This window comes from Ruegeria sp. HKCCA6837, from assembly GCF_013034475.1.
In the GTDB taxonomy this organism is placed as follows: Bacteria; Pseudomonadota; Alphaproteobacteria; order Rhodobacterales; family Rhodobacteraceae; genus Ruegeria.
Map to the genome: position 1 here is coordinate 133,381 of NZ_WQGD01000002.1, position 12,823 is coordinate 146,203.

Here is a 12,823-nt window from a genome sequence, read left to right on the forward strand (position 1 = left end):
CGGCAAGATATTCATGCCAGATTGAGGGCGACGAGGCAGGAAAGACCTTCGAGTGTTTTACTTCAAGCGCAATCAATCGCTGCTGGGCGGCGCGTTCACAACTGCTGAGCTTGTGTTCCATGCTGTTGTTAGAAATGTGCGGGCACAGCACCCGAATGCGGTTATCGCCATTTTGATTAACGTCATACAACTGGTGGTGATGTGCATGGTGTTCTACCTGCTCATGACATTGCTGGGTCGGGGTGGCATAGCCAAGATCAGGGGTGAATTCCTGCTGTATATCCTGTCCGGCGTCCTTCCGTTTATGATGCATATCCAGTCGATTGGGTCGATTTCCGGGGTTGGTTCGGCCAACAACCCAATGACGCTGCATTCGCCAATGAATGCGATGGTCCTTATCTTGGCGGCGGCTTTCGGCACGCTGTACAAACAGGTGATGGCCATGTGCGTCCTTCTGTTCATTTATAATGTTGCAGTCGCCCCTTTGGATATTGAGAATCCCGGTGGTGCCTTTGGGATGGTTTTACTGGCCTGGTTCACCGGATGCGCGATCGGGCTTGTGTTCATGGCGATCAAACCCTGGTTCCCGACAACCGTTGCTATGCTGTCAAACATTTACCGCCGAATGAACATGGTGTTTTCCGGTAAAATGTTTGTCGCAAACACGATGGGCGGATGGTTGTTGATGATGTTCGCCTGGAATCCGCTTTTTCACATCATTGATCAGTGCCGCGGTTTCATTTTTCAGAACTATTTCCCCCGCAACACCAGTTGGGAATACGCGCTTTGGGTCGGGATCGCCTTGTTGATGATCGGCTTGATGGGTGAGTTCTTTACGCGTCAGCATGTGTCACAAAGCTGGAATGCCCGCCGTTAACGCGCCACGCGAAGTGTAAGGTTGATCCGCCCGCCTTTGGGCAGCAGGCGTGACGATCCGAACCTGATCCGGTCTACCCCGTGATATGCCAGTCGAGCTGGCCCGCCCATGACCACCACATCGCCCGAGCTGAGCCAGATCGACTCGGTCTTGCCGCCACGGGTGGTGTTGCCAATGCGAAACAGGGCGTCATCGCCCAGAGAAATTGACAACACGGGCCAGGAAAAATCAGCCTCGTCCTTGTCCTGATGCAGGCCCATCTTTGCGCCTTCGCCATAATAATTGACCAAACAGCAATCCGGCTCATGTTCCGTGCTGACCAAGTCATGCCAGATACCCAAAATACTGTTGGGAATGCCGGGCCAAACTCCGCCCTTTGGATGCTGTTCCTGATACCGATAGCCCGCTTTGTCTGTCACCCAACCCAAATCCCCGGCCGAGGTCATCCGCACCGACATCTCTTTGCCCGAGGGCGTGACGGGGCGAAACAAGGGCGCGGATTTCAGAATCGGCCGCAGATCAGCGATGACCTGCGTCTGGGTGGCAGGATCCAGATGGCCTTTTCTGATGTCGAACCCCCGCAAAATCAGCCGCGCCATTCCGGAAACCCCAATCCTTTCCAAATCCTTGCCAAAAAAGGCCACAGATTCCCGAAAACCTGCCTTTTACGGTGCTTGCAGGCCCTTGGTCTCGCCCTTATATACGCCGGGACGCGCGATGGTAGTGCTGTCGCGCACATCAGATCGGGGACGGGATGCCGTAACGGGTCCGGTTCTCGAGACATCGCCTTGAAGAGAAAGGGATTGCAAAAATGGGAAAAGTAATCGGGATTGACCTCGGAACCACCAACTCGTGTGTGGCCATCATGGATGGCTCGCAGCCGAAGGTCATCGAAAACGCAGAAGGGGCGCGGACCACGCCCTCGATCGTCGCCTTCACCGAAGATGAGCGACTGGTCGGTCAGCCTGCAAAGCGTCAGGCGGTCACCAACCCCGACAACACGATCTTTGGCGTCAAGCGCCTGATCGGCCGTCGTGTGGATGATGCAGAAGTCGAAAAAGACAAGAAAATGGTGCCGTACGCCATCGTTGATGGCGGCAATGGTGACGCGTGGGTCGAGGCCCGCGGTGAAAAGTACTCCCCAAGCCAGATCTCGGCCTTCACTCTGGGCAAGATGAAGGAAACCGCCGAGAGCTATCTGGGTGAAGAAGTCACGCAGGCGGTCATCACCGTTCCGGCATACTTCAACGACGCTCAGCGTCAGGCCACCAAAGACGCCGGTAAAATCGCCGGTCTGGAAGTACTGCGGATCATCAACGAACCGACAGCGGCTGCTCTGGCCTATGGTCTGGACAAGGAAGAAACCCAAACCATCGCGGTTTATGACCTTGGTGGTGGTACCTTCGACGTGACCATCCTGGAAATCGATGACGGCCTGTTCGAGGTCAAATCGACCAACGGTGACACCTTCCTGGGCGGTGAAGACTTTGACATGCGCATCGTCAACTACCTGGCGGATGAGTTCAAGAAGGAACACGGCGTCGATCTGTCCCAAGACAAGATGGCCCTGCAGCGTCTGAAAGAGGCCGCTGAAAAAGCCAAGATCGAACTGTCCTCGACCTCGCAGACCGAAATCAACCAGCCGTTCATCTCGATGGGTTCGAACGGTCAGCCGCTGCACATGGTCATGAAACTGACCCGTGCCAAGCTGGAATCGCTGGTGTCGGACCTGATCAAAAAGTCGATGAAGCCTTGCGCTGCCGCTCTGAAAGACGCCGGTCTGTCGGCTGCTGACGTGGACGAAGTTGTTCTGGTTGGTGGTATGACCCGGATGCCGAAAGTGATCGAAGAGGTCACCAAATTCTTCGGGAAAGAGCCGCACAAGGGTGTGAACCCGGACGAAGTGGTTGCCATGGGCGCCGCCATTCAGGCCGGTGTTCTGCAGGGCGACGTCAAAGACGTTGTTCTGCTTGACGTGACCCCGCTGTCGCTGGGCATCGAGACTCTGGGTGGCGTGTTTACCCGCCTGATCGACCGCAACACCACGATCCCGACCAAGAAGTCTCAGGTCTTCTCGACCGCCGAGGACAACCAGAATGCCGTGACCATCCGCGTGTTCCAGGGTGAGCGTGAAATGGCTGCGGACAACAAGATCCTGGGTCAGTTCAACCTTGAAGACATCCCGCCCGCACCGCGCGGTATGCCTCAGATCGAGGTGACTTTTGACATCGACGCCAACGGCATTGTCTCGGTTTCGGCCAAAGACAAAGGCACCGGCAAAGAGCAGAAGATCACTATCCAGGCTTCGGGCGGTCTGTCCGACGAGGACATCGAAAAGATGGTCAAGGACGCCGAGGAGAACGCGGAAGCCGACAAGGAACGCCGCGAGCTGGTCGACGCCAAGAACCAGGCGGAAAGCCTCATCCACTCGACCGAGAAGTCGATGGAAGAACATTCCGACAAGGTCGACCCGACCACCATCGAAGCCATCGAGCTGGCGATCGCCGCCTTGAAGGACGAGCTGGAGACCGAGAATGCCGACAAGATCAAGTCGGGTATCCAGAACGTCACCGAAGCGGCCATGAAGCTGGGCGAAGCCATCTATAAGGCGCAAGCCGAAGAAGGCGAAGAAGAGCCCGCAGCAGCCGACGCCGCACCGGGCGACGATGACATTGTCGATGCCGAGTTCGAAGATCTGGACAACGACAAGCGTAACTAACGGGTAACCGGGCCAATTCGGGCCGGTCCGGTTGCCGGGCCGGCCCGATTACGTTGAGGCAGAAGGAAACACTGATGTCAAAACGCGACTATTACGATGTGCTCGGCGTAGCCAAAGGTGCATCGGCGGACGAGATCAAAAAGGGTTTTCGAAAGAAAGCCAAAGAATTGCATCCCGACCGTAACAAGGACAACCCGGATGCCGAGGCGCAGTTCAAGGAAGCGAACGAAGCCTATGACGTGTTGCGCGACGCCGACAAAAAGGCCGCTTACGACCGCTTCGGCCATGCCGCTTTTGAAAACGGCATGGGCGGCGGCGGGCGTCCCGGCGGCGGCTTTGGTCAGGGCGACTTTTCCAGCGCATTCTCGGACGTTTTTGATGATCTGTTCGGCGATTTCATGGGTGGCCAACGCGGTGGTGGCGGCGGGCGTCGTGCTGCACGCGGATCGGACCTGCGCTATAATCTGCGCGTGACGCTGGAAGAGGCGTTCTCGGGCCTGCAGAAAACCATTAACGTCCCCACCGCCGTGGCCTGTTCGTCCTGTGACGGAACCGGCGCTGAAGGTGGCGTTGAACCCACAACCTGCCCCACTTGTTCGGGCATGGGCAAAGTGCGGGCGCAACAGGGCTTCTTTACGGTTGAACGCACCTGCCCGACCTGTTCTGGGCTGGGTCAGATCATCAAGAACCCCTGCAAATCCTGCCAGGGTTCCGGCCGTGTCGAAAAAGATCGTGCTTTGTCCGTCAATATCCCAGCTGGTGTTGAAACCGGAACACGGATTCGGCTGGCTGGCGAGGGCGAAGCTGGGATGCGCGGCGGTCCTCCGGGCGATCTCTATATCTTTGTCGAGGTCTCCGACCACAAACTGTTCGAACGCGACAGCGTAAACCTTTATTGCCGGGTTCCGGTTAGCATGGCCAAGGCCGCGCTGGGCGGTTCGATCGAAGTTCCGACCATTGATGGTGGACGGGGCCGTGTCCAGATTCCAGCCGGCAGTCAGTCAGGTCGCCAGATGCGCCTGCGTGGCAAAGGCATGCCCGCCCTGCGTGGTGGTGGCGTTGGTGATATGTTCATCGAACTGGCGGTGGAAACTCCGGTCAACCTGACCAGTCGTCAGAAAGAGCTGCTGCGCGAGTTTGAGGACCTGGGTGAAGACAACCACCCGGAATCCAAAAGCTTTTTCTCTTCCGTCAAATCCTTCTGGGACGGAATGAAAGGCTAAGACTGAGGCGGCGATTGCCGCCTCTTTTACGTTTTGACCGTTGTAAAAATCAAAACGACATGGCTTCGTTTGGCACTATCTGGTTTCCAGCCAATCCATGAAACGCATCGACCAGATCGCCGTTCCCAGACCTGCAATCTTGAACGGGCGATAGGACATGGCCCGCACCGGTGTTGTTGGAAAGGTCAGAGATTCAGAGTCAGCGCCCAGGGCACGCTCGGCTAGAACGCGGCCCATCACATGTGACATTGCAACGCCGCGCCCGTTGTAGCCTAGCCCGATTAAAAGGCCCGGCTGCGGTTCATGCAGGTGAGGCAGGTGGTCGTCGGTAACCGCGATGCGCCCGCCCCAATGATGGGACCAGTTGGCTCCTTTCACCTGAGGAAAAACGCGTTCGGCGTCTCGTTGAAGCCAATCGAAACCGCCCAGGTTGCCCGCGCGGTCCATGCGGCCCAACCCACCGTAGACCAACCGATTGTCTGGCTCTCGCCGTGCATACATGATGATCCGTCGGCTGTCCGAGATTGTGTGCCCCTGTGGCAGGATCGAAGCAATGACGTCTTCCGGCAACGGGTCTGTTGCAATCTGGATCGGGGTCAGAGGCATGATGCTGTTGGGTAGTTTCGGCACCAGTGGGCCGGTATAGCCGTTGGTTGCAACGATCACAGTGTCAGAGGTGACCGAACCCTGATCTGTGCGCAGTTGCCACTTACCGCCGACCTTGTTCATCGAGGTGACAGCGCTGTTTCCAAAAATCGAAACGCCGCGTTGTTGGGCGGCACCTGCTACGCCGCGCGCCAGCATCATTGGCTGTACGGCGCCACCGCGTGGGGTCACGACACCACTGGAATAGGCAGCAGTGCCCGAGGTGATTCGCAGATCATCCCCACGCAGAAGCTCCATTCCTGCGCCAAATTCGTTCCAGGCTTTCACGTCCGCCTCGGCCTTTTGCAAGGCCCGGTCGTTGTGCAGTACCCTCAGCCAGCCCTTCTGCCGGGCTTGGCACGGGATTTGATAGGTGTCGATCAACGAGAACAATTCGTCGGCGGAATTCAGAGACACTTCGGACAGACGCTCAAAATAAGTCTGTCCCAGCATAAGCTGTAAGTCTTTGGGTGAGTTGAAAGGCAGCATAGGATTGACCTGCCCGCCAGTGCGCCCCGATGCGCCCCAGCCTACATCACCGGCATCGAGTACGACGGCTGACGTACCTGCCTCGGCCAAGGCCAATGCTGCGCGCAGACCGGTGAAGCCAGCGCCCAGAATGGACACGTCCGCGTGCAGATCGCCGGTCAATTGTGGGCTGTCGGGCATTGACGGCGCAGTGCTGGCCCAAAGCGAGTTCGGCCGCGTGGCCATGGCAGGTGGTGTTGCGAACATAAAAATCTCGTATATCGGAACAATAATTCCAATATTCGATAGCATCCGTCAGGTCGTCAAGTGGAAGTTTTCGGGTGCTTCGCCGCCGATCCGACTACAGATCTCGGCAGCGGTTTGTTTCAGCAAGTCAAGGCTGGCAAGCAATTCCTCTGGCGTGTCGTCTGCCGTCAAAGTCCAAACAGAAAGACAGGCGGCGACTTTGCCCTGATCATTCCAAATAGGAGCGGACATGCCCATGACCTGGAGAAATTCCTCTTTCACGACAACCGCATAGCCCTGATTCCGAACGACACCCAAGTCGGTCTCAAGCTCTGGCAGGTTGGTCTTTGTGTATTCGGTGAACTTTTCCAATCCGGCCGAGTCGAGCACGGAATTGCGCTGTTTTTCGGGCATAAACGCAAGGAAAACTTTGCCTGCGGCTGTGCAGTGCAGCGGTGCGTGGTCGCCTGCACGCGCTGCGTACCGAACCGAAACATTATTGGTTGTCCGCAGGTACAAAATGGTATCGCCATCCAAAACAGACAGCGCAATGTTCAATCCTGTCGCTTCGCTGAGGCGGTCAACAGGTTCTGCGACAACCTGCTGAAGATCCGGGTGTCGAAATCCGGCGCGTGCCCATTCCTGAAATCGCGAGCCAGGTTTGTAGGTTCTGCCGCTTTTGTCGTATTCGACCATCCGCTCACTTTGAAGAACGGCAAGTACGCGGTGGCACGAGCTTTTGACCAAACCTGTCCGCGCAACGATATCCGAAAAACCCATAGGTCTTTTTGCGTGGGTCAGGGCATCCATGATCATAGCGCACTTTGCGACGATAGAGCTGTCTGTCGATCTTGCCATGCCCACTCCCATATCTACTGCATTGCAGAACTACGACGAGTTTTTAACCGTTTCAACTTTTGAATACGCTCACAGCAAAACTTGAAGAATAAACAGTTGACGAAAAGAATGCGTACTCACTAGTGTTCTATTTCAGAACACCTGTTCTGCACAACGATAGAATGAGAGGCTTCTTGATTGGCGGCGTGCAAAAAAGAAAAATACACGGCACAGTACCGTAAGGCGCACCCAATGCTCTCTCACAGTAAAACAGCGGAACGCGCTGTAAAAAAGTGACCCAACCGGAGGATACCATGAAAAAAACACTCGCCACTCTCGCTGCGACCAGTGTGCTTGCGTTGACAAGCCATGCAGTGCTTGCGCAGGACCTGGACGAAATCACCGTTGCATACTTCCTGGAATGGCCGCTGCCCATGCTAGAAGCCAAGGCCAACGGAACCTATGACGAGGCACTTGGCCTCAAGGTGAATTGGGTGAGCTTTGAAACCGGCACTGCGATGAGCGCGGCCATGGCCTCGGGCGACGTGCAGATCGCGGTCAGCCAGGGCATTCCGCCTTTCGTTGTTGCCGCATCCGCTGGTCAGGCGATTCAGGTGGTCGATGTCGCTGTGACGTATTCCGAGAACGACAACTGTGTCGTGTCGGAAGCGCTGGAGATCGATAAGGAAAACGCCAGCGAGCTGGCAGGCAAAAAGGTGGCTGTGCCACTGGGTACCGCCGCGCACTATGGCTTCCTTCGCCAGATGGATCACTTCGGTATCGACTTGGCCAGCCTTGAAGTTGTCGACATGGCCCCGCCTGAAGGTGCTGCGGCCCTAAGCCAGGGCGCAGTTGATTTCGCGTGTGGCTATGGCGGCGGTCTGTCCCGGATGAAAGAGCACGGCAACGTTCTGTTGACCGGTGCCGAGAAGGAAGAACTGGGTATTCTGGTGTTCGATGTGACCTCGGCCCCGGAAAGCTTTATCTCGGAAAACCCTGAGCTGGTCGCCCAGTTCCTTCAGGTAACTGCGGATGCAAATGAGCGTTGGAACTCGGGTGCGGGCGGTGATGCGATGCTTGAAGTTGTTGCCAAAGAATCCGGCATGGATCTTGAAGGCGCGCGCGCGGCCATCGGAACGATGGGTTTCCCCAGCATGGATGACCAGCTGTCGCAGAAATGGCTGGGCGGAAACGTGCAGACCTTCATGAAGGGCGTAGCCGACGTGTTTGTCGAGGCCGGCAGCATTGACGGTGCGCTGGACAGCTATGCCAACTCGGTCAACACCGAGCCGATGACGATTGCCGACGGCAAGTAACAAGGTTTGGCGTGGCGCATTTCCATGCGCCCGCCGATCCTCCCCCGGCAATCGGGCGTGCCGCCTGCTTGTGGCGGCGCCCTCATCTAAAGAAAGCGGGATATGACAGGTTTATCCATCGAAAACATCTCCATGCGCTTCGACCTGCCTAACGGAACGGCCGTGCAGGCGTTGAAGGATGTCACGTTGCATCTGAACGAAGGCGAGTTGATGAGCGTGCTGGGCCCCTCAGGTTGCGGCAAGACCACACTGCTGAACATCGTTGCGGGTTTTCTGGCCCCGACCGAAGGGCAGATCGTGATGAATGGCCACACGGTCACTGGCCCTGATGCCGAACGTGGCATGGTGTTTCAGAAGGGCGCTTTGTTCGAATGGATGAGCGTGCGTGATAATGTAAGCTTTGGCCCTCGGATGAAGGGGCAGAAGGAAGCGCAATACGCGGCCGAGGTCGATCATCTACTTGAGGTCGTGGGGCTTCAGGACTTCAAGGAAAAGGCTATCTACGAATTGTCTGGCGGGATGCAGCAGCGTGTGGCGCTGGCGCGGTGTCTCGCAAATGACCCCGATGTCATCCTGATGGACGAACCGCTTGGCGCGCTGGATGCGCTGACCCGTGAAAAAATGCAATCGCTGGTTCTGAAGCTGTGGAAGGAGACCGGCAAGACAATCATCCTGATCACCCACTCGGTGGAAGAAGCGCTGCTGCTGGGCGAGCGTCTGCTCGTGATGGCACCCAGACCGGGGCGCATTCACAAGGAATATCGCCTCCCCTTCGCAGATATGGGCGTCGACCAGGATCTGCGTGAGGTCAAAAAACACCCTGACTTCGCCACCAACCGCGAAGAGATCCTGGGCATGATCTGGGACATGGAAGAAGAAATCATGGGTCGGACGGAGGCAGCGCAATGATCCCCATTCTGATCTATATCGCGATATTTATCGGCGCTTTCTTTGTGGTCAAACTGGTGACTGCAGGCACAGACCGCCATGATTTCACCTCACTTAAGACGGTCACTTTCGGCGATGAAAGCGCTGTTGTCTCGGATCGTAAGGCATCAATCATCTCGATCATCGCCATCTTCGTGCTTTGGGGCGCATTCACCGGGTCGGCCTTGTTGCCGTCCTTCTTGCACGCGCCCGGTCCTTATGTCGGAGAGGGCTCATTCACCTACACTGTTGAAACGGCTGATGGTCAGACCGATGACGCCTCAGTGACGGTGATCGTGCACCCTGCGGACGCACCGGTGGATGAACCCGAGGTCGCGCCCGGCGATGGATTCGCCAAGGACGATGCCGTTGTGGTGCAGGCCTATCGCAGTAAGTTGGCCCGCCTTGACCGAAATGATGAGATCGGTCGTGACGAAGGTGCAAAGATCGTTGCCGTGAATGGTCAGTCGATTGAGCCGGGTGGTTCTGTGAACACCGATTTCGGTCGTGTGGTCATGTCGCAGCGCGGCACGCTCAACATCGACCCGGACAAGGGCTGGCAGATGGAGCCGATCTGGCTGCCCGCACCGGAAAACGTTTTCGAGCGCTTGGGCGAGATTGCCAGCGAAGGCTTCCGGAATTTCACCCTTTGGGAGCATCTGGGTTACTCGCTGTTCCGCGTGATCGTGGGCTTCCTACTGGGATCGCTTGTGGGCATTCCCTTGGGCTATGCCATGGGTCTGTCCAACTGGTTCCGTGGCTGGTTCGACCCGATTGTCGAGTTTATGCGCCCGGTGCCACCGTTGGCTCTGATCCCGCTGGTGATCATTTGGGCAGGGATCGGTGAGGGTGGCAAGATCATCTTGCTGTTCCTGGCTGCGCTCTGGATCATGGCGATTGCGGCCCGTTCTGGTGTGTCCGGCGTGAACATCTCGAAGGTACACGCGGCCTATTCCCTTGGGGCGTCAAAGTGGCAGGTGATGCGCCATGTTATCATCCCCAATTCGTTGCCCGAGATCTTCACCGGTGCGCGGGTTGCGATGGGCGTCTGCTGGGGCACGGTTGTTGCTGCTGAACTGGTCGCCGCTGAAAAAGGGGCGGGCATGATGATTATGGTTGCCTCCAAATTCCAGAATACCGACATCGTGATCATGGGCATCATCCTGATTGGTGTCATCGGCTTCGGCATCGACATGCTGATGCGCTGGGCCGAACGTATTCTGGTGCCCTGGAAAGGCAAAAGCTGATATAGACTTGCACCAGACGTCAATACACGTCTGGGTGCACCCATAAAGATCATGAGGCGCGGTTTCCCGGTCAGGGTGCCGCGCCTTATGTGTTTTGCGCCTGCCGCGCCACTACGCGTGTTGCAAAACGGACCAGCGATATATCCAGTTTGCTGACCGATAACGCCCATTTGGCTCTTGCGTTCGGTGTCGGTGGCTGAGATTGTCTGCCCCAACCGTTGGGGTGCCCTATTTGCAGGGCTGAGAGGCGTGGCTGCGTTAACCCATCGAACCTGATCCGGGCAATTCCGGCGTAGGGAACGGTCTTTTGAATGCAGACAGTTTTCCTACATCGTTGCCCAAAGAAGATGGAGCGACGATATGGCTGCAATTGCCTTGACCATTGCGGGATCTGACAGCGGCGGCGGTGCCGGAATACAGGCTGACATGAAGGCCATGTCAGCACTTGGTGTTTTTGTTGCAAGCGTGATCACCGCCGTCACCGCACAGAACACGCAGGCCGTCACAGCGGTGCATGGTATTCCTCTGGACGTGATCGAGGCGCAAATTCAAGCAGTGCTGGGCGATCTGGATGTCAAAGCTGTCAAGATCGGTATGCTGGCAACACCTGAGATCATTCAAACCGTCGCAAACGGGTTGGCCAACTTTCAGGGCCCCATTGTTCTGGACCCGGTGATGATCGCCAAGTCTGGTGACGCCTTGCTGGCGCAAGAGGCAATCCAGACCTTGCGCGATGTGCTGTTGCCGATGGCGGCGGTTTTGACCCCAAATCTGCCCGAAGCCGCTTGCCTGTTGGATGCCCAAGAGGTCGAAACACCCGAGGAGATGGCCGCTCAGGGTCAGGCTCTTTGCGCTTTGGGTGCGCGCGCTGTGGTGATGAAAGGCGGACACGGCGCGGGCGAGGTGTGTCATGACTTGCTGATCGACCCGACAGGTATCGTGGCAGAGTTTCAGGCCCCGCGCCGGAACACTAAAAATACGCATGGGACTGGATGCACTTTATCGTCCTCGATTGCCGCGGGTTTGGCAAAGGGTCTGACGATGCAGGATGCCGTTGCGCAGGCGCATGAATACCTGCAAGGCGCGATTGGACGCGCAGATGAGCTGAACGTGGGTTCTGGGCACGGTCCGGTGCATCATTTCCATCAGGTCTGGCCCAAGTGACCGTCTGGTCTGTCATAGGAGCCGGGGTGGCCGGTCTGGCCGTCGCCAGCGAACTGGTGTCGCGCGGCGCGAAGGTGCAGGTGTTTGATCCCGGCGGCCCGCCAGGCCCGCACGGGTGTTCATGGTGGGCCGGGGGTATGCTGGCACCCTGGTGCGAATACGAAAACGCGGAAGAACCGGTGCTGAGACTGGGTCAGCGGGCAATCGATTGGTGGGCTGGTCGCACAAAGGTACAGCGGTGCGGTACGCTGGTTGTCGCCAATACACGAGACCTGCCGGACCTACGCAGATTTGCGCGTCGGACCGAAGCGTTTGTGGAAGCCGATCGCGCAAAAATTGCTGATTTAGAGCCTGATTTGCACGGGTTTGGGAAGGGCCTGTTCTTTGACCAGGAAGCCCACCTTGATCCCCGCCAGGCATTGCAGGACCTACACCGAGGCTTGAAGGAACAAGGGGTGGAATTCCATCGCAAATTGGCCCCTGCACAAGTTGAGCACGCGATCGACTGTCGCGGACTGCACGCACGCGAATACCTGCATGATCTTCGGGGTGTGAAGGGTGAGATGCTGGTCGTGCGTTGCCCGGACGTTGAGTTGACACGCCCCGTGCGTCTTTTGCACCCCCGAATGCCGCTTTATATCGTGCCCCGGGGCGATGGCATCTACATGCTGGGCGCGACCATGATCGAAAGCGAAGACAGCAGCCGCATCACGGCCCGATCCATGCTGGAACTGCTCAGCGCAGCCTATGCCCTTAACCCGGCCTTTGGTGAGGCAGAGGTGTTGGAAATCGGCGTCGATCTGCGTCCCGCCTTTCCCGACAATTTGCCCCGCATCCGTCGCTTGGGTCGGACAATCTATGCCAACGGACTTTATCGGCACGGCTATCTGCTCGCCCCGGCTCTGGCGCAGGGTGTGGCGGATTTGGCGCTGGACAACACACATACGGAGATGGTCGATGAAGATCGTGCTTAATGGCGAGACGCGGGATGTGCGCGCCGAAACCCTGGCCGAGCTGCTGGAGGAATGCGGCTTCACTGGCCGCGTTGCCACCGCAGTGAACGAAGACTTCGTTCCTTCCAGCCTGCGCGTCGCGCACAAACTGGCCGATGGCGACCGGGTCGAAGTCGTTGCGCCGATGCAGGGGGGATAAGG

12 protein-coding genes and 1 riboswitch are annotated in these 12,823 nt (G+C 57.4%); of the genes, 9 read left to right on the forward strand and 3 right to left on the reverse strand.

Annotated elements, in window-relative coordinates; all coding sequences use genetic code 11:
• Positions 1 to 52: 52 nt before the first annotated feature.
• Positions 53 to 877 (forward strand): ABC transporter permease, encoded by an 825-nt coding sequence (locus GOV91_RS04950; RefSeq protein ID WP_171178597.1) that lies wholly within the window; start codon positions 53 to 55, stop codon positions 875 to 877.
• Here the strand turns inward: GOV91_RS04950 and GOV91_RS04955 are convergent.
• Positions 874 to 1,476: an alpha-ketoglutarate-dependent dioxygenase AlkB gene (locus GOV91_RS04955; protein WP_171234664.1), complete on the reverse strand. Its 603-nt coding sequence runs from the start codon at positions 1,474 to 1,476 to the stop codon at positions 874 to 876. The two genes, GOV91_RS04950 and GOV91_RS04955, sit on opposite strands and share 4 nt — an antisense overlap.
• 212 nt (positions 1,477 to 1,688) lie before the next feature.
• On the opposite strand from GOV91_RS04955, the gene dnaK reads away from it, so the two are divergent.
• Both dnaK and dnaJ read left to right on the forward strand, forming a co-directional pair.
• Complete coding sequence (gene dnaK / locus GOV91_RS04960) at positions 1,689 to 3,596, forward strand: molecular chaperone DnaK (RefSeq protein WP_171178593.1); 1,908 nt, start codon at positions 1,689 to 1,691, stop codon at positions 3,594 to 3,596.
• A 74-nt stretch (positions 3,597 to 3,670) separates the two neighbouring features.
• Entirely contained in the window at positions 3,671 to 4,819 is a 1,149-nt protein-coding gene (gene dnaJ, locus GOV91_RS04965) for a molecular chaperone DnaJ (protein WP_171234665.1), read from the forward strand.
• Between the two features lie 75 nt (positions 4,820 to 4,894).
• On the opposite strand, the gene GOV91_RS04970 is transcribed toward dnaJ, so the two are convergent.
• Both GOV91_RS04970 and GOV91_RS04975 read right to left on the reverse strand, forming a co-directional pair.
• The gene (locus tag GOV91_RS04970; RefSeq protein WP_171234666.1) at positions 4,895 to 6,199 is read right to left on the reverse strand and encodes an FAD-binding oxidoreductase; all 1,305 of its coding nucleotides are present in this window, start codon (positions 6,197 to 6,199) and stop codon (positions 4,895 to 4,897) included.
• Positions 6,200 to 6,247: 48 nt separating this feature from the next.
• Positions 6,248 to 7,036, reverse strand: a complete 789-nt coding sequence (locus tag GOV91_RS04975) for an IclR family transcriptional regulator (protein WP_245222876.1) — start codon at positions 7,034 to 7,036, stop codon at positions 6,248 to 6,250.
• A 293-nt stretch (positions 7,037 to 7,329) separates the two neighbouring features.
• Here GOV91_RS04975 and GOV91_RS04980 point away from each other — a divergent pair, with 293 nt between their 5' ends.
• From GOV91_RS04980 to thiS, 6 genes are all read left to right on the forward strand, one after another.
• Positions 7,330 to 8,331: an ABC transporter substrate-binding protein gene (locus GOV91_RS04980; RefSeq protein ID WP_171178586.1), complete on the forward strand. Its 1,002-nt coding sequence runs from the start codon at positions 7,330 to 7,332 to the stop codon at positions 8,329 to 8,331.
• A gap of 102 nt (positions 8,332 to 8,433) precedes the next feature.
• Positions 8,434 to 9,240: a taurine ABC transporter ATP-binding protein gene (locus tag GOV91_RS04985; RefSeq protein ID WP_171092888.1), complete on the forward strand. Its 807-nt coding sequence runs from the start codon at positions 8,434 to 8,436 to the stop codon at positions 9,238 to 9,240.
• A complete protein-coding gene (locus GOV91_RS04990; RefSeq protein ID WP_171178583.1) occupies positions 9,237 to 10,505 on the forward strand; it encodes an ABC transporter permease subunit in 1,269 nt (422 codons plus the stop codon). The genes GOV91_RS04985 and GOV91_RS04990 overlap by 4 nt, the downstream gene beginning before the upstream one ends.
• 209 nt (positions 10,506 to 10,714) lie before the next feature.
• Positions 10,715 to 10,821, forward strand: a riboswitch (TPP riboswitch).
• Positions 10,822 to 10,865: 44 nt separating this feature from the next.
• Entirely contained in the window at positions 10,866 to 11,669 is an 804-nt protein-coding gene (gene thiD, locus GOV91_RS04995) for a bifunctional hydroxymethylpyrimidine kinase/phosphomethylpyrimidine kinase (RefSeq protein WP_171234667.1), read from the forward strand.
• Positions 11,666 to 12,643: a glycine oxidase ThiO gene (gene thiO, locus GOV91_RS05000; protein ID WP_171234668.1), complete on the forward strand. Its 978-nt coding sequence runs from the start codon at positions 11,666 to 11,668 to the stop codon at positions 12,641 to 12,643. The genes thiD and thiO overlap by 4 nt, the downstream gene beginning before the upstream one ends.
• A complete protein-coding gene (thiS, locus tag GOV91_RS05005) occupies positions 12,627 to 12,821 on the forward strand; it encodes a sulfur carrier protein ThiS (RefSeq protein WP_171178577.1) in 195 nt (64 codons plus the stop codon). The genes thiO and thiS overlap by 17 nt, the downstream gene beginning before the upstream one ends.
• Positions 12,822 to 12,823 lie beyond the last annotated feature (2 nt).